Annotated in this window: 17 protein-coding genes and 1 pseudogene; 16 read left to right on the forward strand and 2 right to left on the reverse strand. The window is 61.6% G+C overall.

The features are described 5' to 3' along the window. Positions 1–15 precede the first annotated feature (15 nt). The 3 genes from GA829_RS30220 (at position 16) to GA829_RS30230 (ending at position 3,126) form a co-directional block, all read left to right on the forward strand. Entirely contained in the window at positions 16–1,053 is a 1,038-nt protein-coding gene (locus tag GA829_RS30220) for a zinc-dependent dehydrogenase (protein ID WP_195176206.1), read from the forward strand. Positions 1,054–1,206: 153 nt separating this feature from the next. Beyond that, positions 1,207–2,568, forward strand: a complete 1,362-nt coding sequence (locus GA829_RS30225) for an amidophosphoribosyltransferase (RefSeq protein WP_195176207.1) — start codon at positions 1,207–1,209, stop codon at positions 2,566–2,568. A 6-nt stretch (positions 2,569–2,574) separates the two neighbouring features. After that, complete coding sequence (locus tag GA829_RS30230; protein ID WP_195176208.1) at positions 2,575–3,126, forward strand: LysE family translocator; 552 nt, start codon at positions 2,575–2,577, stop codon at positions 3,124–3,126. Positions 3,127–3,273: 147 nt separating this feature from the next. Here the strand turns inward: GA829_RS30230 and GA829_RS36925 are convergent. Next, positions 3,274–3,570 (reverse strand): annotated as a pseudogene (locus GA829_RS36925) (IS110 family transposase); the annotation flags it as partial. Between the two features lie 1,472 nt (positions 3,571–5,042). On the opposite strand from GA829_RS36925, the gene GA829_RS30240 reads away from it, so the two are divergent. The 10 genes from GA829_RS30240 to GA829_RS30285 all read left to right on the forward strand — a co-directional run bounded on the left by GA829_RS30240 (position 5,043) and on the right by GA829_RS30285 (position 19,532). Then, positions 5,043–6,563 carry a trimethylamine methyltransferase family protein gene (locus GA829_RS30240; RefSeq protein ID WP_195176209.1) on the forward strand — a complete coding sequence of 507 codons (1,521 nt, stop codon included), beginning with the start codon at positions 5,043–5,045 and terminating at the stop codon, positions 6,561–6,563. Between the two features lie 52 nt (positions 6,564–6,615). Next, positions 6,616–9,033 carry an FAD-dependent oxidoreductase gene (locus GA829_RS30245; RefSeq protein ID WP_195176210.1) on the forward strand — a complete coding sequence of 806 codons (2,418 nt, stop codon included), beginning with the start codon at positions 6,616–6,618 and terminating at the stop codon, positions 9,031–9,033. A gap of 147 nt (positions 9,034–9,180) precedes the next feature. Then, positions 9,181–10,431, forward strand: a complete 1,251-nt coding sequence (locus tag GA829_RS30250; protein WP_195176211.1) for a pyridoxal phosphate-dependent aminotransferase — start codon at positions 9,181–9,183, stop codon at positions 10,429–10,431. Between the two features lie 122 nt (positions 10,432–10,553). Then, on the forward strand, positions 10,554–11,453 hold the full coding sequence (locus tag GA829_RS30255; RefSeq protein WP_195176212.1) for a LysR substrate-binding domain-containing protein: 900 nt from the start codon (positions 10,554–10,556) through the stop codon (positions 11,451–11,453). A gap of 110 nt (positions 11,454–11,563) precedes the next feature. Continuing rightward, entirely contained in the window at positions 11,564–13,243 is a 1,680-nt protein-coding gene (locus GA829_RS30260) for a thiamine pyrophosphate-dependent enzyme (RefSeq protein WP_195176213.1), read from the forward strand. Positions 13,244–13,262: 19 nt separating this feature from the next. After that, positions 13,263–14,633, forward strand: a complete 1,371-nt coding sequence (locus tag GA829_RS30265) for an MmgE/PrpD family protein (RefSeq protein WP_195176214.1) — start codon at positions 13,263–13,265, stop codon at positions 14,631–14,633. 153 nt (positions 14,634–14,786) lie between these two features. Next, positions 14,787–16,439, forward strand: coding sequence for an ABC transporter substrate-binding protein (locus tag GA829_RS30270; RefSeq protein ID WP_195176215.1), 1,653 nt, complete (start codon positions 14,787–14,789; stop codon positions 16,437–16,439). A gap of 158 nt (positions 16,440–16,597) precedes the next feature. Continuing rightward, complete coding sequence (locus tag GA829_RS30275; protein WP_195176216.1) at positions 16,598–17,092, forward strand: glycosyltransferase family 32 protein; 495 nt, start codon at positions 16,598–16,600, stop codon at positions 17,090–17,092. A gap of 334 nt (positions 17,093–17,426) precedes the next feature. Further along, positions 17,427–18,335 (forward strand): tyrosine-type recombinase/integrase, encoded by a 909-nt coding sequence (locus GA829_RS30280; RefSeq protein ID WP_195176217.1) that lies wholly within the window; start codon positions 17,427–17,429, stop codon positions 18,333–18,335. Between the two features lie 3 nt (positions 18,336–18,338). Next, positions 18,339–19,532 (forward strand): IS91 family transposase, encoded by a 1,194-nt coding sequence (locus GA829_RS30285; RefSeq protein WP_195176218.1) that lies wholly within the window; start codon positions 18,339–18,341, stop codon positions 19,530–19,532. Between the two features lie 479 nt (positions 19,533–20,011). Here GA829_RS30285 and GA829_RS30290 read toward each other — a convergent pair whose 3' ends face one another. Further along, a complete protein-coding gene (locus tag GA829_RS30290; protein ID WP_258052016.1) occupies positions 20,012–20,494 on the reverse strand; it encodes a helix-turn-helix domain-containing protein in 483 nt (160 codons plus the stop codon). A gap of 39 nt (positions 20,495–20,533) precedes the next feature. On the opposite strand from GA829_RS30290, the gene GA829_RS30295 reads away from it, so the two are divergent. Genes GA829_RS30295 through GA829_RS30305 form a run of 3 tightly spaced genes read left to right on the forward strand, consistent with a single transcriptional unit; the run spans position 20,534 to position 22,801 of the window. Further along, the gene (locus GA829_RS30295; RefSeq protein WP_195179905.1) at positions 20,534–20,686 is read left to right on the forward strand and encodes a hypothetical protein; all 153 of its coding nucleotides are present in this window, start codon (positions 20,534–20,536) and stop codon (positions 20,684–20,686) included. Between the two features lie 14 nt (positions 20,687–20,700). Next, a complete protein-coding gene (locus tag GA829_RS30300; protein ID WP_195176220.1) occupies positions 20,701–21,645 on the forward strand; it encodes an ornithine cyclodeaminase family protein in 945 nt (314 codons plus the stop codon). Positions 21,646–21,670: 25 nt separating this feature from the next. Then, positions 21,671–22,801, forward strand: a complete 1,131-nt coding sequence (locus GA829_RS30305; RefSeq protein WP_195176221.1) for an aminotransferase — start codon at positions 21,671–21,673, stop codon at positions 22,799–22,801. The last annotated feature ends 96 nt before the right edge of the window (positions 22,802–22,897 follow it).

The raw sequence follows: 22,897 nt of genomic DNA on the forward strand, positions 1-22,897 counted from the left end.
ACCGGAGGAACAGTCATGCAAGCAGCAATCTACGAAGGGATCGAGAAGCTGGTGGTCCGGGAAACGGCCAGCCCAGACCTGCCGGAAGGCGGCGTTCTCCTGAAGGTCAAATCATGTGCCATCTGCGGCACCGATCTCAGGACCTATCACCATGGCAGCAGCTTCTGCGAACCACCATGGATCATCGGCCATGAGGTCGCCGGCGAAGTCGTCGAGGTCGCAAAGAACGTTTCCGGCGTGGCGCGTGGCGATCGCGTCACCGTCGCAGCCGGGATTCCCTGTGGCACATGCCGCGCCTGCACCAGCGGCTGGATGCATCTGTGCTCGAACGTCAAGGCGCACGGTTTCCACTATCCTGGCGGCTTCGCCGAATACATGGCGGTCAACCAGAGCGCGGTCACTCAAAAAGCCCTGAGCGTGATTGGAGAGTCCGTCACTTATGACCAGGCAGCATTGGCCGAGCCGCTGTCATGCGTCATCAATGGTCAGGAACTGGTCAACGTGACACTCGGCGACACGGTGGTTGTCATCGGCGCCGGGCCGATCGGCTGCATGCATGTCGAGGTAGCGCGCGCCAGGGGCGCGGTCTGCATCATCCACGTCGAACAGAACAGGCTGCGGCTGGAAAAGGCGATGGCGTTCGGCGCCGACTACTATGTCGACGCCTCGAAGGAGGACGCGGTGGCAAAGGTGATGGAGATCACCGGCGGGCGCGGCGCCAACGTGGTCATATCGGCCTGTGCCGCCAAGGAGGCGCAAGGCCAGGCAGTGAAGATGGCGGCGCTGCGCGGCCGCGTGAGCTTCTTCGGCGGGCTGCCGAAATCGGATTCGATCGCGGCGATCGACGGCAACATCATCCACTACAAGGAGCTTGCCGTCTTCGGGGCTTTCGCCTCCAGCCCGAGCCAGAACCGGCTCGCGCTCGACCTAATCACCAGCGGCAAGATACGCACGGACGCGATCATTACGCACAAGCTGCCGCTCGTCGAGATCGTGGAGGGTATCGGCCTGATGGACCGAGGTGAGGCGCTGAAAGTCGTGATCCACCCCTGAGTGTGCCGCAGTTGATCGGCGAGCCGGCTCAACGACTTCGCCACGTTCGTCCGTCTCACCGTGTCGCGGGATTGCCATGCCGCGGCCGCCGATCGAGTTGAGAGCATGTGTGGAATCCTAGCGTTCGTGGGCAAGCCACCGGAAGTCTCGACGTTGATCGAGGCGCTGCGGCTCATCCAGCACAGGGGTCAGGACGGAGTCGGTGTCTGGCACTGCCGCGACACTGCGAATGGTTTCGCCACCACTCATCAGCGGCAGACAGGCAGGGGCGATCCGGACGTCGTGCGGCATCTCCCAGACACGCAGCATATGGTCTTCCTGGCGCACTGGCGCTACGCGACGCGTGGCGGCAGCTTGATCGCGGACGTCCATCCGATCCTGGTTGACGGGGGCGAGGCCGCACTCGCTCACAACGGCCAGTTCCAGCTTTGGGAGCGAGGCCGTGGTCGCCCACTGTCAGACACGCGTCTGTTCTCGATGCGGATTGAGAACGAGACATCGCTGAAACTCGGCGACCGGGTCTTCGCGGCCCTCGATGGGGTTGCCGGTGCCTTCGCCCTCGTCGCGGCCGATCGTTTCGGGCTGACAACGGCATGCGACCGCTTTGGCATCCGGCCGCTCTTCCAGGCCCGCTATCCTGGCGGTATGGCATTCTCCTCCGAGACGCCGGCACTGCAACACCTCAAATGCGATGACATCGAGGAAATCAAACCTGGCTCGGTGACCGATTGGACGGCTGTTGGCCCCATCGAAGTGCGCAGCCTGCCTCCCGCGCCGCGCTCGTCGTGCTCATTCGAAAGCATCTATTTCCATACAGCCGGCGGCCTGTTGCGTGGCAGCCCCGTGGCGGCGCTTCGGCATCGGCTCGGCCAATTGCTGGCGCGCGAACATCCCGTCGACGGCGACTTGGTCGTTCCCGTCCCCAAATCTGGAATCGACTTTGCCCAAGGTTTTGCAGAGCAGCTCCACAGGGTACCGGAGCATGCGATTTCCCTGACTGCTGACGCGGCAAGAACCTTCATTCAGGAAGCCGCAAGCAGAGCGGATGCCATACGCCGTAAGTACGTGCTGAACACGAGCGCGATTGCTGGCCGCTCGGTGATCATCGTCGATGACAGCCTCGTTCGAGGCGCCACGATGAAGCACCTGGCCAGTGCATTGCGTCATGCCGGCGCCAGCCAGGTGCATGCGCGCATCGGATCGCCCAGGTTCACTCATCCCTGCTTTTTTGGGATCGACGTGCCGGATCGCAAAGAACTGATCTGTGAGGGCAGAAGCCTGGCGGAAGTCAGCTCATTGCTTGGATTGGACAGCCTGGCTTTCCTGTCTCTTGCCGGGTTGCACGACGCACTCGGCAGCGAAATCTGCACGGGCTGCTTCAGCGGGCGATATCCGGAAGGCGCGCTCTCATACAGTTGGCGACCGTGCGACGACCGAGCAGACCGGATCATCGCCGCCGGCGAAACGGACGTACGCTCGACCGTTGCCGTTCTGCGCACATCAACGACGGCTTGATCGGCCGTGAGCGACCCAATCCTCTTTGTCCTCTCTGTGGTGGCGCTGCTTTCGACCCCCGGCCCGAGCAACACCTTGCTGGCCGCCTCGGGCGCCGTCGCCGGGGTGCGCCGCTCCTTGCCGCTGTTGGCCGGAGAACTCACAGGCTATCTGGCGGCGATCGGGCTCATCCGGCTGGCATTGGAGCCATTGCTCGATAGTCCGGTAGTCAACGGCGGGTTCAAGCTTGTCGTCGTGGCCTATCTCGCGTTCACCGCTCGCGGGCTATGGAACGCATCGGCAGCGGCGTCGCCTTCGATCATAAGAACCCGTGGCGTGTTCGCAACAACGTTGATCAATCCGAAGGCGTTCGTCTTTTCGGTCGTCATCATTCCCCACGGCGTGGTGAACATCGCGCCCTACCTTGCGGCCTTTTCGGCATGCGTCGTTGTCGTCGGATTCCTGTGGGTGGCGTTCGGCCACATCGCCGGGCGGCGATTTTACTTGCTGGCGCCGCGCATCGCCTCCGTCGTTCTCGGCGGGTTCGCCAGCCTCATGCTCTTGTCCATCGTCGGCTAAAGTATCCGTTTTGATCAAGTGCTTTTAGGGGTCCATTTTCGCTGCGCCTTGAGCAGAGCGTTTGCGGGGATGATGAGCTTTCGCATCAATGCAGTGATTGCGACCTTCGGGGGTTTGCCTGCCGCCTTGAGCATGTCGTACTTTCATAAGGGTCTTGGCTCTGTTCCTGGCTGCGGTGCGATCCTTGATCAGAGCCGCACGAGCCATATGCAGGTCCTTGAGCTCATTGAGCAGGGAACTGCGAAGCGGGCGCGCCGTCAAAGCCAGCATTGCCCCCATGCGCGCCAGCATGGCGGCGTCGCATCGATCGGTCTTGGCCAGCTTGCCTGTCGCCTCCGCGAAACGGCGTGCCTGGCGCGGATTGACCTTGACCAATGGCAGTCCGGCCTCCGCGAGCCGGCACTCAAAACCGCGATGGTAAGGACCAGTCGGCTCGTAGACGACGCTCCGTCATCTTTTGCCGTGCCTCTGCTTGTCATGCGCAGCTCAAACTGCGCGTATCCGTTCAGGCCTTCGGGAAAAGACGAGGGTGATCAAACTTTAGCTCGGCCCCTCAAATGGCCAGCGCGTCGACGATCCATCCCTCGCCGCTGACGAGAGAGCCGCTGCTCTCTCCCAGCGGTTCATTCTCGCCGCTTCGGCAAATAAAGTCATAAGACAAGCGCGTCGCGTCGAAACGGATTCAGGCGACGCGCTTTCGGTCGTTGTTCTTATGCATGTCGTTGCCCCAAAACCGAGGTCACTTTTGGGCGACATGCATTAGAGCAATTCCAGGAAAAGTGTGTACCGGTTTTCCGTTCGGAATTGCGTAAAAACAAAGAGATAGAGCGGTTCGGCGTTTCCGTTAAACGCTGAGACGCTTTAGCCCATCGGGGCCAAGCCTCGTCGAGCGGCAGCGTGAGAGCGAAAAGAAACAACGTCGATCCGACGTATCGGACTCTGAAGCAGATCAGTTCTTACGTCGCTGGCGTAGTAGCGTTACAAAGCCAACATCAAAGGATTACGATGCAAAGGTCTGACCAGGCCCGGAACTGGTCAATCTGCATCGGACAATACGGGCACGTCCCAACTGACCAGTGTCAGGACCTTCGCAGGATTTGCGATCAGCGTGAACCCATGGTGAGGGGCATCTAACTCGATGGACCAACTTTCACCGCCAACATAGCCACGGGAAAGATCCTCTCACTTTCCCTTCAAACGCCGGGATGGCGGTAAGGTCACCGGCCTCGCGATTGCGAGCGATGGCCATCAACAATTTGGGGCTCTTGACCCCTCCATTAGAGGGGTTCGAGTCCCCACCAAATGGTAGCCCAGAAAAATTCAGAAAAATCAATTACTTACGAAAGCATTTTGGTGGGCCCGGAGGGCGAGCGAAGATCGTTGATTTTGTTGACTTTTTCGTGGGTCAAAATCATAGGCTGTCCCGTATCGTTCCGTATGATCCCGCCGCGAGTGCTTTCTGGTCGCTTCGAATCCGAAGGAGAGTCAGTGACTTCAGGAGATATGCGGACATCACTCGCGCTGTCAGTCTAGGTCTCACTGCGGCATCGATGCCCCCGAAAATTGTCAACGGGTGATGGGTGCCTGCGTGATAGGGTTTGCAATCCTCTTTTCCCTTTAAGCGGAAAGTGCGCGCATGCGACGATCTCAAGTGCAGTCGCTTCGTCTTTCACGTGCGGTAGACCTTCAGCACCGCAATCGAGCGCCTGTTGGATATAATAGGGAGCCGCGCTCGGCACTCGAACAAGCGTGAAACCGCTATCCGGCTACACCCAGCAACCCGGAAGGATCGACGCCGTAGGCAATATCGATCGACGGGCGAAATCCCCTCATCACCGGCTGAAGGGTTTTCAATTGCCCCGCCTGAGCAAAGCTCATCAACTCCCGGCTTAAGATCGAACCTTTGTGGGGCGGGCATGCGAGCAACGGCCAGGGTGCGCAGGGTGCGCGACGGCAGACTGGAATTCTCGAAGGAGTGGCTACAACTGCGCAACCCACACGCGCCGATCTCCGTTCTGAACGAGGAACAGATCGAGCGCATTCATGATGCGTCAATGACCGTGCTCGAAGACGTCGGCATGCGCATTCAGGACGAAGAAGCGCGCAAGCTTTTTGCCGGCGCCGGCTTCACAGTTGATCATCCAACCGAGCGTGTGCATTTCGACCGCCAAGGCCTGCTTGAACTCGTCGCCAAGGCGCCGTCGATTGCAACGGTGCGCGGTCGCGATCCGCGCAAGAAGCTGTTCATGGGCGAAGGCCGCGTCGCCTTTACGGCGGTCAGCGGTCCGCCCTTTGTTTCCGATCTGGATCACGGTCGTCGGGCCGGCACGTTTCGCGATCAGGAAAACTTCCTGAAGATGACGCATATGACGGACGTACTGCAGATCGAGGGCGGCACCAGCGTCGAGGCGCAGGACCTGCCAGCGGATACCCGCTACCTGGATTTCTACCTGGCCTGCTGCAAGCTGTCCGACAAGCCATGGAAGCCGCTGACCATCGGCCGGCATCGCGCCCGCGACGCCATCGAGATGGCCAAGATCTGGTATGGCGAGGATGAAGAAAGCCTTGCCGCCAATCCGGTATTCTTCGTCAACACCAACACCAACACGCCGCTGGTGCTGGATGGCGAGATCGCGCAAGGCGTCATCGAGTATGCGCGGCTCGGACAGGTCGTCTGCGTCACGCCTTTCGGTCTTGCCGGTGCGATGGCCCCGGCCACGGTGGCTGGTGCGCTGGTCATGCAGAATGCCGAAACGCTCGCCTGCTGCGCGCTGACCCAGATCATCCGCCCAGGCTGCCCCTACATCTATGGTGGCTTCATCTGCAACGCCGACATGAAAACCGGATCGCCGGCCTTCGGCACGCCCGAATTCACGCTTGGCGCGCAAGCCACCGGCCAGATGGCGCGCCGCTATGGCCTGCCGTGGCGCTCGTCCAACGTGAACGCATCGAATGCACCGGACGCGCAGGCGGCCTACGAGTCCATGATGTCGCTTTGGGGCGCGCTGACAGGCCATGCCAGTGTCTTCAACCATGGTGCCGGGTGGTTGGAAGGTGGGCTCGTCGGCTCCTACGAGAAATTCATCCTCGACATCGAGATGGTGCGGATGATGTGCGCCTGGATGACGCCGCTCACCGTGAATGACGACACGATCGGCCTCGACTCGATCAAGGAGGTCGGACCTGGCGGCCATTTCTTCGGCACCGCGCATACGCTCGCCCGTTATGAGAACGCCTTCTACAAGCCGCTGGTTTCCGACTGGTCGAATTTCGAGAACTGGCAGGACAAGGGCAGCCCGGACGCGGCGCGGCGCGCCAACGGCATCTGGAAGCAGATGGTGAACGAATACGAGGCGCCGCCCATCGATCCATCGGTGATCGAGGAACTCGAGGACTATGTCGCGCGGCGCAAGATCGAGCTCGAAGCCCTGCGCTAGATGCTTGCTTCCTCGCGCTCCTTGAAAATCAAACAGATGGATCTCTGACGGAATGGATACACATGCCCGCGTGGTGGTGATCGGCGGTGGGATAACCGGCTGCGCCATCCTCTATCATCTTGCCAAAAAGGGTTGGAAGGATGTCGTGCTGCTGGAGCGCTCGGAACTGACATCCGGTTCGACCTGGCATGCGGCCGGCAATCTGTTTTCCCTAACGCGGCCTTCCAACGCCCAGCGGCTGCAGGTCTACACGATCAACCTCTATCCGGAAATCGAGCGAGAGAGCGGGCAGCCTGTCGGCTACCATCCGACCGGCGGCATGCATCTGGCGGCGTCCGACGACGAGGTGACGACGCTTGCCATTGCCCGTGCGCGGGCCCGCCGCAACGGTGTCGAGGCCGAATGGATCACCTTCGACGAAGCAAGAGATCGTGCGCCGGTCCTTGATACGAAGAGCCTCAAGGCGGTGCTGTGGGAGCCGATCAAGGGCCATGTCGATCCGTCGTCAGCGACCAATGCCTTTGCCGCGGCGGCGCGCAAGCTCGGCGCCAAAATCCACCGCCACACACCGGTAACCGCTACGACGCCGCGCACCGATGGCGGCTGGGATGTCGAGACGCCGGGCGGCACCATCCATGCCGATGTCGTCGTCAATGCCGCTGGCCTTTGGGCGCGCGAGGTCGCGGCGCTGGCCGGCATCAAGTTGCCGCTGCTGCCGGTGGAACATCATTACCTGATCACCGAGGCGATCCCCGAAATCGAGGCGATGGACCACGAACTGCCGACGATCGGCGAGAGCGAGGCCGGCTATTATTCGCGGCAGGAGGGCAAGGGCATTCTGCTCGGCGCCTATGAGGCCACCTGCCATCACTGGTCGTTCGACGGCACACCACTCGATTTCGGCCACGAGCTCCTGCCCAACGACCTGTCGCGGATGGATCGCAACTTTGAAGTGGCGATGGACCGCATGCCGTGTCTTGGCGAGGCCGGCATCAAGCGCGTCATCAACGGGCCGATGATGTTCTCGCCCGACCTCGGCCCCCTGCTCGGGCCGCATCCGGAGCTGGGGAATTATTTCTGCGCCTGCGGCGTCATGAGCGGCCTGAACCAGGGCGCCGGCATCGGCAAGGTGATTTCGGAATGGATCGTCGACGGCGAGCCTGAGATGGACGTGAACTTCTGGGACGTTGCGCGCTTCGGGCGCTGGGCCGGCAAGCGCTTCACCTTCGAGCGAACCAAATATTATTACGAGAACCGCCAGGAGCGTCCCTATCCGCATCTCGAATGCGCCGCTGGCCGGCCGGTCCGGACCTTCCCCGCCTATGCCGCGCAGAAGGCGAAGGGGGCGGTTTTCGGCTTCAACAATGGCTGGGAACAGCCGCTGTGGTTTGCGCGGCCTGGCGACGAAAAGCGCGACATGTTCGGCTATGCCCGCCAGAACTGGTGGAAAACGGTTGGCGAGGAGTGCCGTGCTGTGCGTACCGCCGCAGGGCTCTTCGAGATATCGACATTTGCCAAATACCGCATTTCCGGAGATGCCGCCCAAGCGTGGCTGAGCCGGATTCTCGGGGGACGAATTCCCCGAGAACCCGGCGTGGTTGCGCTGTCGCCGATGCTTTCCAAGAAAGGCCGTCTGATCGGCGATCTGACCGTATCGAGGCTCGACGACGAGAGCTTTCTCCTGCTCGGTGCAGGAACGATGCAGGGTCAGCATATGCGCTGGTTCTCCGAGCACGCACAGCCAGATGCCGTGATCGAAAACCAATCGGACACCTGGGCCGGTCTGATGCTCGCCGGACCCAATGCCCGCAAGATCCTGGCCAAGGTGACGCAAGAGGACGTATCGAACGCGGCCTTTCCGTTCCTGCGGGTCAAGCGCTTGGAACTTGAAGGCGCGACCGACGCTATCGTGCTGCGGGTCTCGTTCTCCGGCGAACTCGGCTACGAAATCTATGCGCCTGCCATGTATCAGGCCGGCCTTTACGAAGCGCTGCTCCGTGCCGGCGCCGATCTCGGCCTGGTGCCCGCCGGCAGCAGAGCGCTGGCCAGCTTGCGCATCGAGAAAGCCTTCAAAAGCTGGGGGCTCGATCTCGCTCCAGACTATACGGTCATGGAAACAGGCATGGACCGTTTCGTCGACTGGAAGCGCAGTGGCTTCATTGGTGAGGAAGCCGCGCGCGGGCATCGCGAGCAAGGTGCGTCGGAGCACTTCGTCACCATGGTCGTCGATGCCGACGATGCCGACTGCTCAGGAGGCGAAGCGATCTTTCGCGATGGGGAATATGTCGGCTACGTGACCTCCGGCGCCTATGGCTATTGCGTCGGCGAGAGCCTCGCGCTCGGCTATATCCGTCGGCACGCATTCGAGGCGGATGCCAGGGTTGAGATCGAAATCAACGGAAAGCATCTGCCTGCCAAGATCACAGAGGGTGCGCGTTTCGATCCAACCGGCGCCCGGATGCGGGGCTGAGATGGCGCTCCCGAGCCGCGACTTCGACGCGCGATTTGTCGATCGTCTTCGCACAGTGCTCGGCGTTTGAGGGACGTGCGTCCGCACGGCCAACGGGTGAAGGGCGCCCTACGGGGCTAGCTCCGAAAGAGATTGGAGAGGCTGTAAATGATCACCAGCAGTGTCCTCGGCCGGTTTCGGCCATCGCCTATTGCCGGCATATTTTCAACCGTTGAAAGCTTGCGACGCGAAGGCCGCGATCTTCTGGATTTTTCGATCGGTGAGCCCGATTTCGATACGCCCTCCCACATTCGCGAGGCTGGCCAAGCTGCTATAGAACGGGGGCAGACGCGTTACACGCCGGTGGACGGCAGCATAGGCCTGAAAGTAGCGATCCGTAGAAAGTTCCTCGTCGAAAACGGCCTGGACTATCCGATCGATCATATTGTTGCCGGCATGGGGGCCAAGCCGTTGATCGCCTCAGCTGTGCAGGCGGTTCTGTCTCCTGGCGACGAAGCAATTGTCTCGACACCATGCTGGCCTTCACACGTCGGCATGATCGAATTGGCGGGTGGACAAGCCATCAAGGTCGGAACCAGTATCAACAGCGGATTCAAGATGACGGCTTCGCAGCTTGATGACGCCATCAATCCGAGGACCCGGCTAGTGATTCTTTGCTCGCCGTCGAACCCGACAGGCGCGGTTTACAGCGAGACAGAGTTGCGTGAGTTGGCCAAAGTACTGCTTCGCCACCCCCAGGTCGCCGTTCTCTCGGATGACCTTTACGAGCATATTCTTTTCGACGGTACGCCCTTTCACACGATCGCCGCGATCGAACCGAAACTGTTCAATCGCACCATGACCGTCAATGGACTGTCCAAGGCCTATGCAATGACGGGTTGGCGTATCGGATTCGCCGGAGGCCCGCTCGCATGGGTCAATGGCGTTCGTCAGATTTATAGCCAATGTAGCGGCGGCCTCTGCTCGATCAGCCAGGCGGCTGCTATCGCCGCGCTGGAAGGGCCCAAAGACTTCCTTGCCGATCGGGCAGCGCGCTACCAAAGCCGGCGCGACCTCGCCTTGCAACGCCTTGAGTCAGCAAATGGATTGAGACTTGTGAAGCCGCAGGGGGCATTTTACCTGATGCCTGAGTGCAGTGGGCTTATTGGGACAAGGCGACCCAACGGCGAGACGATCACTTCGTCTGGCGACTTCGCCCGTTACCTCCTGGAGGATTGGAGTGTCGTGGTTGTGCCGGGCGAAGGGTTCGAATGCGGCCCATATTTTCGCATCTCGATCGCGACTTCCGAGGCAAATTTAACACTCGGGATGAGTCTAATCGCAGAGGCCAGTCGCGTTCTTGCCGAGACGACAGGGCAGGCAAAACAGCGGACGTTACAGGCATCATCGATGGGCTAAGCTTGCTTGCCGCCCGGCACTTTCCTATCCGGCGTTCATTCCTTCCGCTATCCCCACAAAGCGCCTATGTATTCTGCAAAAGCGCCGCCGACGGTCGCGCCCGGTGGGTAGGAGTTGCAAAAATGGCGAGGCGTTTACCTCCGTTTGCCGCGTTGCGGGCGTTCGAGGCGGCCGCTCGTGCCGGCAGCCTCGCCGACGCCGCTGAAGAGTTGCTGATTTCGAGCTCGGCTGTCAGCCACCAGATCAAGTCGCTGGAGACCTTCGTCAGCGCCAGGCTCTTTGTGCGCGAACAGACCGGCCTGAAGCTCACTGAAATCGGCGAAAAATATCTCGAGGGGCTGGGCGACGCCCTCGACCGGATCGAGGCCAGCACGCTGTCGGTGATGCAGAACACCAAGAACGGCGGCTTGACCATCCATCTTTTTCAATCGCTGGCGCAGATGTGGCTGATCCCGCACCTGGACGATTTCCTGTCGGCCAACCCTGAGATTTCGGTCAAGCTGATCACCAAGCCGGACGATATAGAATTCTCCGGTTCCAGCATCGACATCGACATCCACTATGCCATGAGGGCGCCTGAAGAACACACCTGCGAGAAGCTGATTGACGAGGTGATCGCGCCCGTCGTGTCGCCGGACTATCTGCGCCATAACGGCCCAATCGAGACGCCTGAGGATCTGCTCGGGCGGCGGCTGATCGGTTGCGATTACGTGCCGCATGAATGGGATTTCTGGTTTGAGAAGATGGGCGTGCAGGGCTCGAACCAGACGCCGAAACTGATGTTCGATTCCCGTTCGCACGCTTTGCTCGCCGCCAGTGAGGGCATGGGTGTGGCGATGAACCGGCGACCTTATGGTGATATTCTGTTGAAGCGAGGCTCGTTGATCGCACCCTTTGCCGGCGAGGTAAGAACCGGAGGCGCCTACTACTTCATCGCGCCCAAACGCTCGGCAGGGCTCGCTCGTGTCAAGCATTTCAAGGCATGGCTACTGTCGCTCTGCACTGGACTTCGAGCCGAATAAGATGCCGTCGTTCGCGTTTGCCGCCGGACGAAATCAATTCATCGGCGCCGAAATTTTATTCGATTGAGACGCCGGGGACGCACCCCTAGGGTCCGCGAAAAGGCGGGACAATGGTGCGAAACGGCGGTCGAATTCTGATAAATGCGCTCCTGCAAAACGACTGCAAGGCCGTCTTCGGGGTGCCCGGCGAAAGCTATCTGCCGGCGCTTGACGCGCTGTGGGAAGACGCCAACTCCATCCGCTATGTCACCTGCCGCCATGAAGGCGGCGCCAGTTTCATGGCCGCCGCCCATGCCGACGCGACCGGCGAGCCCGGTGTGTGTTTCGTCACCCGTGGCCCCGGCGCTATGAATGCGTCGATCGGCCTGCACGCCGCCTATCAGGGATCGACGCCACTCATTCTTCTGGTCGGCCAGATCGCTTCCGCGCACCGCGACCGCGAGGCCTTCCAGGAACTCGACTATCGCCAGGTCTTCGGCCCGATGGCGAAATGGGTGGCGGAGGTCGATCATCCCTCGCGCATTCCCGAATATGTCAACCGGGCGTGGCGAACCGCAATGTCCGGCCGGCCCGGCCCGGTGGTGCTGGTGTTGCCGGAAGATGTGCTGAAGGCGCAAAGCGACATCGCCGACCTGAAGCCGGTGATGCTGACGCCGGTCGCGCCGCTGGCGTCCGACATGGCTGACATCGAGCGGATGCTGGCGCGGTCTGAGCGGCCGCTGCTGCTGCTCGGCGGCGCCAACTGGACACGTGCCGGCCACGCCGCCATCATCGCCGCCGCCGAACGCCTTTCCGTCCCCGTCGCCGTCGGCTTTCGTCGGCAAGGCCTGTTTCCCAATGACCACCCGAACTACATCGGCAATCTCGGCTTCGGCGGCGCTCCGATGCCCAACGACATTTGCCGCGAAGCCGACCTGATCATCACTGTTGGCAGCCGGCTGGGTGACGGCACCACACTGAAGTTCTCCCTGATCACGCCGGTGCCGCACTGCACGCTTGTCCATGTGCATCCAGGCGCTGAAGAGCTAGGCAGGCTCTATCAGGCCAATCTATTGGTGCAGTCCGACCCCAATGCCTTCGCTGCCGCCCTGGCCGCGCTGATACCGAACAATGCAAGCACAAGACACGCCGCGACTTGTGCCTCGGCACGCCGCCGCTACGAAACAATGCTCGAGCTCGCTCCGCAGCCGGGACCGGTCGACATGGGGGCGGTGATGCGCTTTCTGAGCAAGCGGCTGCCGGCAGATGCCTTCATGACCACCGGCGCAGGCAATGCCTCGGACTGGCCCAACATCCATTTCAGCTACCGGCGTTTTCGCGGCGGGCTGGCGCCGGTGTGCGGCGCCATGGGATTTGGCGTGCCGGCGGCGGTTGCCGCCAAGGTCGCCGACCCCGACGCGCCCGCCATCTACATTGGCGGCGACGGCGATTTCCTGATGAACGGCCAGGAATTCGCGACCGCGATCCAGTACAGCCTCGATCCGATCTTCATCATCGTCGACAACCAGTCCTACGGCACCATCCGCATGCATCAGGAACGGGCGTTTCCAGGCCGCAATTCCGGCACGGGGCTCACCAACCCGGACTTCGCCACCGTTGCGATCGGCTATGGCGGCCATGGAGAAACGGTCGAGGCCACAGACGATTTCGCGCCCGCCTTCGAACGCGCCATGGCGAGCGGCAAGGCGGCGATCATCCATATCAAGGTCGGCCCCGACCATCTTGGGCCGAACATGACTGTGTCTGCCTTGAACAGCCGGCGCACCGTCAGGCAGCGGCTGTCGAATTGAACCTGCGAGAGGATACAGCGTGATCAGTTTTTCAAAGTTTGCCGGCAGCCTGACCTACGATGCCATTCCTGAAGAGGTCCGCGCCATCCTGAGGCGCAGCTTCGCCGATACGCTGTGCGTGGCGGCGGTGGGCTCGACCACAGAAATCTCGTCGATCACCAAAGAGATCGCCGATCGGCTGTGGCGTTCGTCGCCCGAGGCAGGTGCTGCGCGCATGATCTTCGATGGGCGGCCGGTCAGCCCGGCAGGAGCCGCCTTTGCCGGTGCCTTCACCGTCGATTCCATCGATGGACATGACACCACCAGCGCGTGCAAGGGCCACGCCGGCTCAGCGGTGTTTCCGGCACTGCTGGCCGTTGCGGATTCGCTCAAGGCATCGGGCGCCGTACTCTCCGGCGAGGACTTCATGGTGGCCCTGGCCGTCGCCTATGAGATTTCCTATCGCGCCGGGCTGACGCTGCACGGCACCGTATCCGACTATCACACCTCAGGAGCTTGGACCGCGGTCGGCGTGGCAGCCGGCGTGTCTCGCCTGCTGGGGCTCAGCCAGGAACAGACCCGCCATGCCGCGGGCATTGCCGAATACCATGGCCCGCGCAGCCAGATGATGCGCTGCATCGACTTCCCGACCATGCTGCGCGACGGCGTCGGCTGGGGTGCGCCATCGGGCGTCATGGCGGCCTATATGGCTGAACTCGGCTTCACCGGTGCCCCCGCGATCACAGCTGAGGGGGAAGCCGCCAAGCCCTGGTGGCGCGACCTCGGACAGGCCTGGCGTGTGGCTGAAGACACTTCGTACAAACCCTATCCGGTGTGCCGCTGGGCGCATCCATCGATCGATGCCGCGCGCGACCTGATGCGCGACAACGGGCTTTCCAGCAAGGATGTCGCGCGTGTCCGCATCCAGACCTTCCACTATGCCGTCCGGCTTGCCGGCCACAATCCCCGGACGCTGGACGAGATGACCTATTCGATCGCCTTCCCGGTAGCGACGATGATCGTGCGCGGCAGAATAGGGCCGCAAGAGCTTTTGCCCGGAGTACTGCAGGACGAGGAAATTCGCCGCATTTCCAACGCCACGGAACTGGTCGAAACCGAGCACTACACCCGCATCAGCGTGGGCAAGCGCTGGGCCGATGTAACGCTCTACCTCAGGGATGGCCGCGAGATCATGTCTGAGCCGCGCACGCCGAAAGGCGACCTCGACAATCCCATGAGCGCGGAAGAATTCCATAGCAAGTATGCCAACTTTACCGATGGTCTGATCGGCAAGGACCGTGCGGATGACATGGAGGCGATGGCACTGTCATTCGACGATCTGGACAGCAAACTACTCGGCTCTCTGATCGACCTGATCGTTGCGCCGCTCGACATTGGCGACCGCCGGTGACCTGCGTGGCCTCAATCCACGTGCCACCGGAATTATTCTCATATCACGCTGAATGCTTTTCGATCCCATCGCGCCGGCCAACCTTTACGATGAGCCGTGAGAGCCGCTGAAATCAACAGCGCGTGAGGGAACGGAAACCAGTGGGAGAAATCAATGAAGACGTTCAAGGACAATGGCGATCGCATTTCTGATTTTGTGACGACGATGGCCGAGAGCGCCAGGTCAGGCGCGGTCGACCGTCGCGAGTTCCTGGCGATTGCCAGCACTTTCGGCGCCACGACCGTCGCCGCCTACGCAATGCTTGGCCTCGCTGCACCGACGGTTGCGCGGGCCGATGAGCCGAAAAAGGGCGGCGTGCTGAAAGTCGCCACCAGCGTCAAGGAGCAGAAGGACCCCAGGACCTATGACTGGTCCGAAATGGCTAATGTCGCACGCCAGACGCTTGAACCGCTGGTCAAATACACCAACGAATTCACCTTCAAGCCGATCCTGCTTGAAAGCTGGGAGATCAATGACGACGCGACCGAATACACGCTGAAGGTTCGCAAAGGCGTCAAGTGGAACAACGGCGACGACTTCAACGCCCATGACGTGGTCTTCAACCTGACACGCTGGTGCGACAAGGCTGCCGCGGGCAATTCGATGGCGGCGCGCATGGGCGCGCTCATCGATGCCAAGACCGGCAAGCCGCGCGACGGCGCCATCACAAAGGTCGATGCCTATACCATCAAGCTCAAGCTGCCGGAGTCCGACATCTCGATCATTGCCGGCTTCTCCGACTATCCGGCACTGATCGTGCATCGCGACTACGAAAAGATGGGGAGCAATTTCATCGCCCATCCGATCGGCACCGGGCCGTTCGAGCTGGTGTCCTATGATGTCGGCTCGAAAGTCGTGCTGAAGCGCCGGGTGAACGGCAAATGGTGGGGCGGCGAAGCTCACCTCGACGGCATCGAATTCATCGACTACGGCACGGATTCGAACGCCATGATCAGCGCTTTCGAATCCGGTGAGGTCAACACCAACTACGAGACCACCGCCGACTATGTCGACATTCTCGACAAGATGGGGATGGTCAAGCACGAGGTGGTGACGGCCAACACCATCGTGGCGCGTACCAATGTCGGCCACAAACCTTATGACGACCAGCGCGTACGCCAGGCCATCCAGATGGCAGTCGACAATGCCGTAGTGCTCAAGCTCGGCTATGGCGATGCTGGCATCGTTGGCGAGAACCACCATGTCTGCAAGATCCATCCGGAATATGCAGAACTGCCGAAGGTCAGCCGCGATACAGCCAAGGCCAAGGCGCTGATGACGGAAGCCGGGCAGATGGGGTTCGAACATGAACTGATCGGCCTTGACCAGGACTGGCACAAGAACACCGCCGATTCGATCGCCGCGCAGCTTCGCGAGGCCGGCTTCAAGGTCAAGCGCACGGTGCTGCCCGGTTCGACGTTCTGGAACGACTGGACGAAATACCCGTTCTCGATGACCAACTGGAACATGCGGCCGTTGGGCGTGCAGGTCATCGCGCTTGCCTATCGCACAGGCGAATCGTGGAACGAGTCCGCCTATTCCAACAAGGAACTCGACGAGAAGATCGGCAAGGCGCTGACCGTTGCCGATGTCGACAAGCGACGCGAACTGATGGTCGACATCGAGACAATCCTGCAGAGCTCGGGCATCATCATCCAGCCCTACTGGCGCAAGATCTTCAACCACTCGACCAAGTCGGTGAAGAACTACGGCATCCACCCGACCTTCGAGCAGAACTTCGAGAATGTCTGGCTCGACAATGCATAGTGTGAAGAGGTTGGAACGCCCCCCAATATTGTAACCGCGACCTCGGCCAAGTCGTTTTGAAACAAAGCCAGTGTGCGGCGGGTCCGACCACTGGCGGAAGATGTGACCCGAGGGTTAGGAGATCATGCGCGGAACGCGTATATGCGCGGCCCCGCGATATGGCCCTCCTCGATGAGTTGGGCGGCATTCATCTCGATCTCGACACGATCACTGTCGCGTCGTTCGATCCGCTGCTGGACTGTCCCTTCGCGATCGGGGTGCAGGGGCTAAGCCGCATCGACGGACTATGCAATGCGGTCATGGTCGCGAAGCCCAAAAGGGCTTTTGTCCAAAACTGGCTCGATTCCTATTCCCGCTTCACAGGGCAATGGGATCGCTTCTCCGTTCGTCTGCCCTATGTCATGTGGCGCAGTGGCCGATGGGACGTCCATGTCGAGCCATTTGACAGTTTTCATTGGCCAACCTGGCGGTCTGGCGGATTGATTGCCTTGTTCGAGAGGGATTTCGTTTTTCCGAACGCTCGATGTCATCATCTCTGGGAGTCACAGTCTTACCCGCGCTATTTTTCAGGCAAGACCGACGAGCAAATCGTTGCGGAAATCGACAATGGAAATTCGACATTCAGTCGCCTGGCAAAGCCATATGTCAGTTGAGAAGGCAAATAGCGGGTTTTAGAGAATGAGGGGCTTGGCTGCCCCATTGAGCAGCTGATTGCGCTATCCGCCATCGAACGGTACCCATTTCGGCGCAATCGCGGCCTCCAGCGCAGTCGCCCGAGATGTCTGCTTTTGGGCAATTGGAAAATTGCGCTCAGCGACTGATATTGAGCGCAAAGCCGACCGGCGGCCTTTGGGCCGTTGAACGAACCCGCTGCGCGGGAGGGCGCCTGCGGTTGAGGTAGGGGTGATGGGCCGGCCGTCGCGCTCGCGTTGAGCGTCGTCCAGCAACGGCAGAAGATGACGGGCTTCTTCAACAAGGAGCCCGACCATGCCCCATCCCCTTCTCGATGCACCCATCAGCCCGCTGCGCCAGCGGCTGATCGACGACATGAACATGCGGCGTTTCTCACGCGAGACGCAGCGCAACTATCTCCGCGATATCGGACGCCTGGCGACATTCCTTGGGCGTTCGCCAAACACGGCGACAGCCGACGACCTACGTCGGTTCCAGATCGAGCAGCAGGAAGACGGCGTTCCCGTGCCGACGATGAACAGCATCGTGTCGGCGCTGCGCTTCTTCTTCACCCAAACGCTCGACCGCCCGGACCTGGCGCGCCGGCTCGTCCGGCTGTCGCATCCGCGCAACCTGCCCGTGGTGCTCAGCCGCGACGAGGTGGCCCGGCTGCTCAACGCCACCACGTGTCTCAAGCACCAGGCCGCATTGTCGGTCGCCTATGGTGCGGGCTTGCGCGTCGCGGAGGTGTCGATGCTGAAGGTCGCCGACGTCGACAGCGAGCGCATGCTGCTGCGCGTCGAGCGCGGCAAGGGCGGGCGGTATCGCAATGCCATGCTCTCTGCCGATCTACTCACTCTGCTGCGTCAGTGGTGGAAGGTTGGGCGGCAGCAGGGCGTGATGCATCGCGACGGCTGGCTGTTCCCTGGGCAGCACGCGATGAAGCCGATCAGCACGCGACAGCTCTATCGCATCGTCGTCGAGGCAGCGCAGGCCGCCGACATCGCCAAGCGGGTCGGGCCGCACACGCTGCGTCACAGCTTCGCGACCCACCTGCTGGAGGACGGCACCGATATCCGGATCATCCAGGTTCTGCTCGGGCACGCCAAGCTGAACACCACCGCTCTCTACGCCAAGGTCGCGACCCGCACGGTGCGTGCCGTGACGAGCCCGCTCGACAAGCTCGGCCTGTTCAAGCCGGAAGAGATCTCACCCGACGGCTGAGCCATGCGCGCCTCGATCGAGGTCGCCGACATCTTCCGTGCTGCCGGGCTCGCCTATCGGGTCGCCCATGCCGGCCATCTGAGCCTGCAGCAACTGAAGGTCATGTCGGCAATCGAGCACTGCCGCACCGCAGCCCTTGGCGGTCATGTCGAGGCTTGCGAGGACTGTGGCCAATGGCGGATCGCCTACAACTCCTGCCGCAACCGGCACTGCCCGAAGTGCCAGGGTGCGGCCGCGCGGACATGGCTTGCAGAGCGGGAAGCCGACCTGCTGCCGGTCGGCTACTTCCACGTCGTGTTCACGCTGCCCGCCGAGGTCGCCGACATCGCATTCCAGAACAAGTCGGCGGTCTACGACCTGCTGTTCAAGGCGGCGTCGGAGACGATGCTGACGATCGCCGCCGATCCGAAGCATCTCGGCGCACGCATCGGCATCACCGCCGTCCTCCACACATGGGGCTCAGCGATGACGCATCATCCGCATGTGCACATGATCGTGCCGGGCGGCGGCATCGCACCGGACGGGGCACGCTGGATATCATCGCGGCCGGCCTTCCTTCTGCCGGTGCGCGTGCTCGGCAAGCTGTTCCGCCGCCTATTCCTGACCCGGCTGGTCGCGCTGCACGACGCTGGCCGGCTCGCCTTCTTCGGCGCAATTGCTCATCTCGCGGAACGGCGGGCATTCCTACGCCACCTGTCGCCGGTCCAGAAGAAGCGCTGGGTGGTCTACGCCAAGGCGCCCTTCGCCGGTCCGGAAGCGGTGCTCGCCTACCTGTCGCGCTACACGCACCGGGTCGCGATCTCGAACAGCCGCCTCATCCACCTCGACGAGAGCGGCGTCACCTTCCGTTACAAGGACTACCGCCGCGACGGCGCCGGTCGCCAGCAGGTCATGGCGCTCGCCACCGACGAGTTCATCCGCCGCTTCCTGCTCCATGTCCTGCCGCGTGGCTTCCATCGCATCCGGCATTGCGGCTTACTCGCTGGCTCCGCCCGCAGGGCCAGCCTCGCGCTCGCCCGCGAACTCCTGGACGTCGCCGCGCAGCCCGATGACGACACATCAGACGAACCGGACGACTTCCGCCCGCCATGCCCACGCTGTCGCGGACGCATGATCGTCGTTGAGGTGTTCGAACGCTGGCGGCAGCCCCGCGGACCGCCGCACGCAACGGCATCGAACCGGGAGAACGGCCCATGATCCGGCATGGCATGGTAGAGCCTTCAGCCGCAGGCGCGTCCCCTCCGGCAACGGATCCACGCGTGCCCATGGTGACTACTGACGCCGAAAGGCGCGCGTCCGGACCAGCGCCGAGCCCGCAACATCGCGCGGAAGCGCACCAAAGCGGCCTGTCCGTATCAATCGCGGCGCTTCCCGGCGACGATCGCGCCATCGCCGACATCAGCCGCAAATCGAAATCCCCATAGCCATCGACTTGTGGCCCGCGGGTTCCTTCCTCGGGGACTTTCGTACGCCTGCCGGCGCCCGAAACTCTTCACGGAAGCCGATGTTCGGTTCTGGAAAGAACTGTGAAGAAAGCGGTCGTTCGGCGTCTCTCCCACATCGCAGACCGCAACTTCCGGGCTTTCGCCAGATTCAGATTTCCATATACGCAGAAAGCGCAAGTTCAACTCTTGACTAGCCAAAGTGCACATCGCGGGTAGCCTGCGGCTGTGCATCTAGGAGACCACGTTTCTGATGAATCTCACCGTCTGCAAACCCCTGTTCAGATATGAATAGAGCTGGGCGGAGCTGAAGACCGCGAAGGTGCCGGCGACGTACTCCTTTTCGGCGCCGCTCAGAACCAGTGTGAGAACGCCTTGCGTCACGAAGATCATCTCGTGCCAGCCCTCCGGGTCGGGCTCGGCGTCGTAGCGTTCGCTTCCTTCAAGCGACCAGAGCCACATCTGCGTCTCATTCGTCGCCGGAGCGGTTCCTAGCAGGAACGCTGTGCTGTCGGCTCCGCTCCCACGCCACGTCACTTCGTTGATGTCGGACGACGACCTTCGATCCCGGTCTCTAACGAGATCAACGAAGCTGGCGCCCATCGCTGCAGCCAGCTTGTCGAGGCTCGACAGGCTTATATTCGCATCGCCGGCCTCTACCGCGATGATCATCCTGCGACTGATACCGGAAGCCTCGGCGAGTGCGATCTGACTCATTCCGGCTGCCTGCCGCAAGCTGCGGAGGTTGCCGGAAACATGCGCAAGGACATCACCCCGCTCTTGACTGTGCAATATATTGCTCATAAAATCCTTCTACTCTCAACGGGCAAGCCCTTCAACAGCGAATTCGACCGCGCATCATCTCCGGCGCGAGTGGTCGATTGCGTGCGGTTGGCTGCCAGCATGTAAAAGCTAGGTGATTCATGTCGCAACAGCCGATCGTCCTGAACGAAAGCGATATCGCTGCCCTCCTGCCGCGCCTGGACATCCGGTCTGCCCTGGAGCGCATGTTCCGCTCACTCGCAGAGGGCGCCGCTGTGCAGCCGCCACAGATGCTCAGCCTCTTTCCGCACCACGCTGGGGACTTCATCACGTACCAGGGCGTCCTCGCCAACGAGAAGGTCTTCGGCGCGAAACTGTCTCCATACATTCCCGCAGACGGCAAGGCGCTGGTCACAGCGTGGACGCTGCTGATGTCGACGCAGACCGGCATGCCGGTCCTCCTTTGCGATTCGAAAAAGCTCACCACGGAGAGGACGGCCGCCACCTCGATCATCGCCGCGGACGTCCTGGCCACCCAACAGGCCTCAGTCTTGACGATCGTCGGTTCCGGCCAGGTTGCCATGGCGCATCTCAGATACGCGGAGACCATAAGAGATTGGAAGGAAATCAGGATCGCATCGCCGAACATAGGCAACCGTGCCGATATCCCGGCTCGAATTGGAAGCGGATGTTCCGTGACGACATTCTCGGACGCGAACAAGGCCATCGATGGCGCCGACGTGGTGATGCTCTGCACCTCGTCGGGCAAGCCGGTGATCGATGCCAAGCTTCTGGCAAAAACGGCGGTTGTGACATCCATCAGCACGAACGTGGCGAACGCCCACGAGGTCGATCCCGCGGCGCTGGCCGGATTCGACGTCTACTGCGACTATCGCGCGACCACTCCGGCATCCGCGGGCGAGATGAAGCTCGCAACGGCATCCGGCGCGTGGGATCCGAAAGCACTCCGAGGCGATCTACCGGAACTGTTGACAGGCAGGGCCAGGGCGCCGAGCCGCGAACGACCCGCCTTCTTCCGCTCAATCGGCCTCGGTCTCGAGGACATCGCAGCTGCCGTCGCACTGCTCGCCATCGCCCGCGCCTGAACAACAACACGCTGAGGAAATTGAAATGAAGATTCGGAATTTTGGCGTCGAGATCTGGATGAATCACTACGAGACGAAGTGCGAACTCAATCTGGCGGAGACCTGCGTCGAGTCGCTGACGGTGGCCGAGCTTCTCGATATGGCGGGCAAGACCGATATCGCACAGGAGCTCCTGCCGCTGAAGCTCACCTACGGCGCGATCGAAGGGAGTGTGCGGCTTCGCAGGCTCGTCGCCGGCCTTTATGAGCGGCAGCGGATGGAGAATGTCGTCATCACCCACGGGGCCATCGGTGCGAACGCCCTGGTCTATCAGACCCTGGTGGATCCGGGCGACCGCGTCATCTCCGTGCTCCCGACGTATCAACAGCACTACTCGATCCCCGAAAGCATCGGTGCGGACACCCGGATCCTGAAGTTGACGGAAAAGACCGGCTTCCTCCCCGATCTCGCGGAACTGAAGTCTCTGGCGACGCCCGGAACGAAGCTCATCGCCATCAACAATCCGAACAATCCGACGGGTTCGCTGATGGACCGGCAATACCTCGAGCGCATCGTCGAGATTGCTCGTGCTTGCGACGCGTGGATTCTATGCGACGAGGTCTACCGCGGAACCGACCAGGACGGCGATGGCATAACGGCGTCGATCGCGGACCTGTACGAAAAGGGGATCAGCACGGGCAGCATGTCGAAGACCTACTCGCTCGCGGGTCTCCGGCTGGGCTGGATCGCCGGTCCGCAGGGCCTGATCCACGCCGCCTCCATCCATCGCGACTACAACACGATCAGCGTAGGCATGCTTGATGACCACTTCGCCGCGATCGCGCTGGAGAACCGGGACAAGATCCTTGAGCGCAGCCATCGCATCACACGCACCAACCTCGCCATCCTTTCCGAATGGGTGGACGCCGAGCCCTTGATCTCCTGGGTCAAGCCGCGCTCGGGAACCACCGCGCTGCTCAAATACGACCTGCCGATCTCGTCTGAAGAATTCTGCATCGGGCTTCTCGAAAAGACGGGCGTCATGTTCACCCCGGGCAGCGCCATGGACATGGAGGGCTATCTGCGCATCGGCTACACCAACGGCGAGGACGTTCTCCGGGAGGGTCTCAAGCGCGTCTCGCGGTTCCTGAAGGAAAGCGTCATCTCGGCTGCTTGATCCGCGCAAATCCGGAGATCCGGCCGCCCAACGGGCGGAGGAAGAGGCGTTCCCAAGAAAGGATTCGGGAAACAACCCCCGGCGGCTCTTTCCCTG

Origin of the sequence: Mesorhizobium sp. INR15, assembly GCF_015500075.1 — a bacterium.
In the GTDB taxonomy this organism is placed as follows: Bacteria; Pseudomonadota; Alphaproteobacteria; order Rhizobiales; family Rhizobiaceae; genus Mesorhizobium.

Coding starts and splice junctions, on each gene's coding strand:
- GA829_RS30220 (WP_195176206.1), top strand. CDS start 16: ATGCAAGCAGCAATCTACGAAGGGATCGAGAAGCTGGTGGTCCGGGAA.
- GA829_RS30240 (WP_195176209.1), top strand. CDS start 5,043: ATGCGAGCAACGGCCAGGGTGCGCAGGGTGCGCGACGGCAGACTGGAA.
- GA829_RS30245 (WP_195176210.1), top strand. CDS start 6,616: ATGGATACACATGCCCGCGTGGTGGTGATCGGCGGTGGGATAACCGGC.
- GA829_RS30250 (WP_195176211.1), top strand. CDS start 9,181: ATGATCACCAGCAGTGTCCTCGGCCGGTTTCGGCCATCGCCTATTGCC.
- GA829_RS30255 (WP_195176212.1), top strand. CDS start 10,554: ATGGCGAGGCGTTTACCTCCGTTTGCCGCGTTGCGGGCGTTCGAGGCG.
- GA829_RS30260 (WP_195176213.1), top strand. CDS start 11,564: ATGGTGCGAAACGGCGGTCGAATTCTGATAAATGCGCTCCTGCAAAAC.
- GA829_RS30270 (WP_195176215.1), top strand. CDS start 14,787: ATGAAGACGTTCAAGGACAATGGCGATCGCATTTCTGATTTTGTGACG.
- GA829_RS30275 (WP_195176216.1), top strand. CDS start 16,598: ATGGCCCTCCTCGATGAGTTGGGCGGCATTCATCTCGATCTCGACACG.
- GA829_RS30280 (WP_195176217.1), top strand. CDS start 17,427: ATGCCCCATCCCCTTCTCGATGCACCCATCAGCCCGCTGCGCCAGCGG.
- GA829_RS30285 (WP_195176218.1), top strand. CDS start 18,339: ATGCGCGCCTCGATCGAGGTCGCCGACATCTTCCGTGCTGCCGGGCTC.
- GA829_RS30290 (WP_258052016.1), bottom strand. CDS start 20,494: ATGAGTCAGATCGCACTCGCCGAGGCTTCCGGTATCAGTCGCAGGATG.
- GA829_RS30295 (WP_195179905.1), top strand. CDS start 20,534: ATGCGCAAGGACATCACCCCGCTCTTGACTGTGCAATATATTGCTCAT.
- GA829_RS30300 (WP_195176220.1), top strand. CDS start 20,701: ATGTCGCAACAGCCGATCGTCCTGAACGAAAGCGATATCGCTGCCCTC.
- GA829_RS30305 (WP_195176221.1), top strand. CDS start 21,671: ATGAAGATTCGGAATTTTGGCGTCGAGATCTGGATGAATCACTACGAG.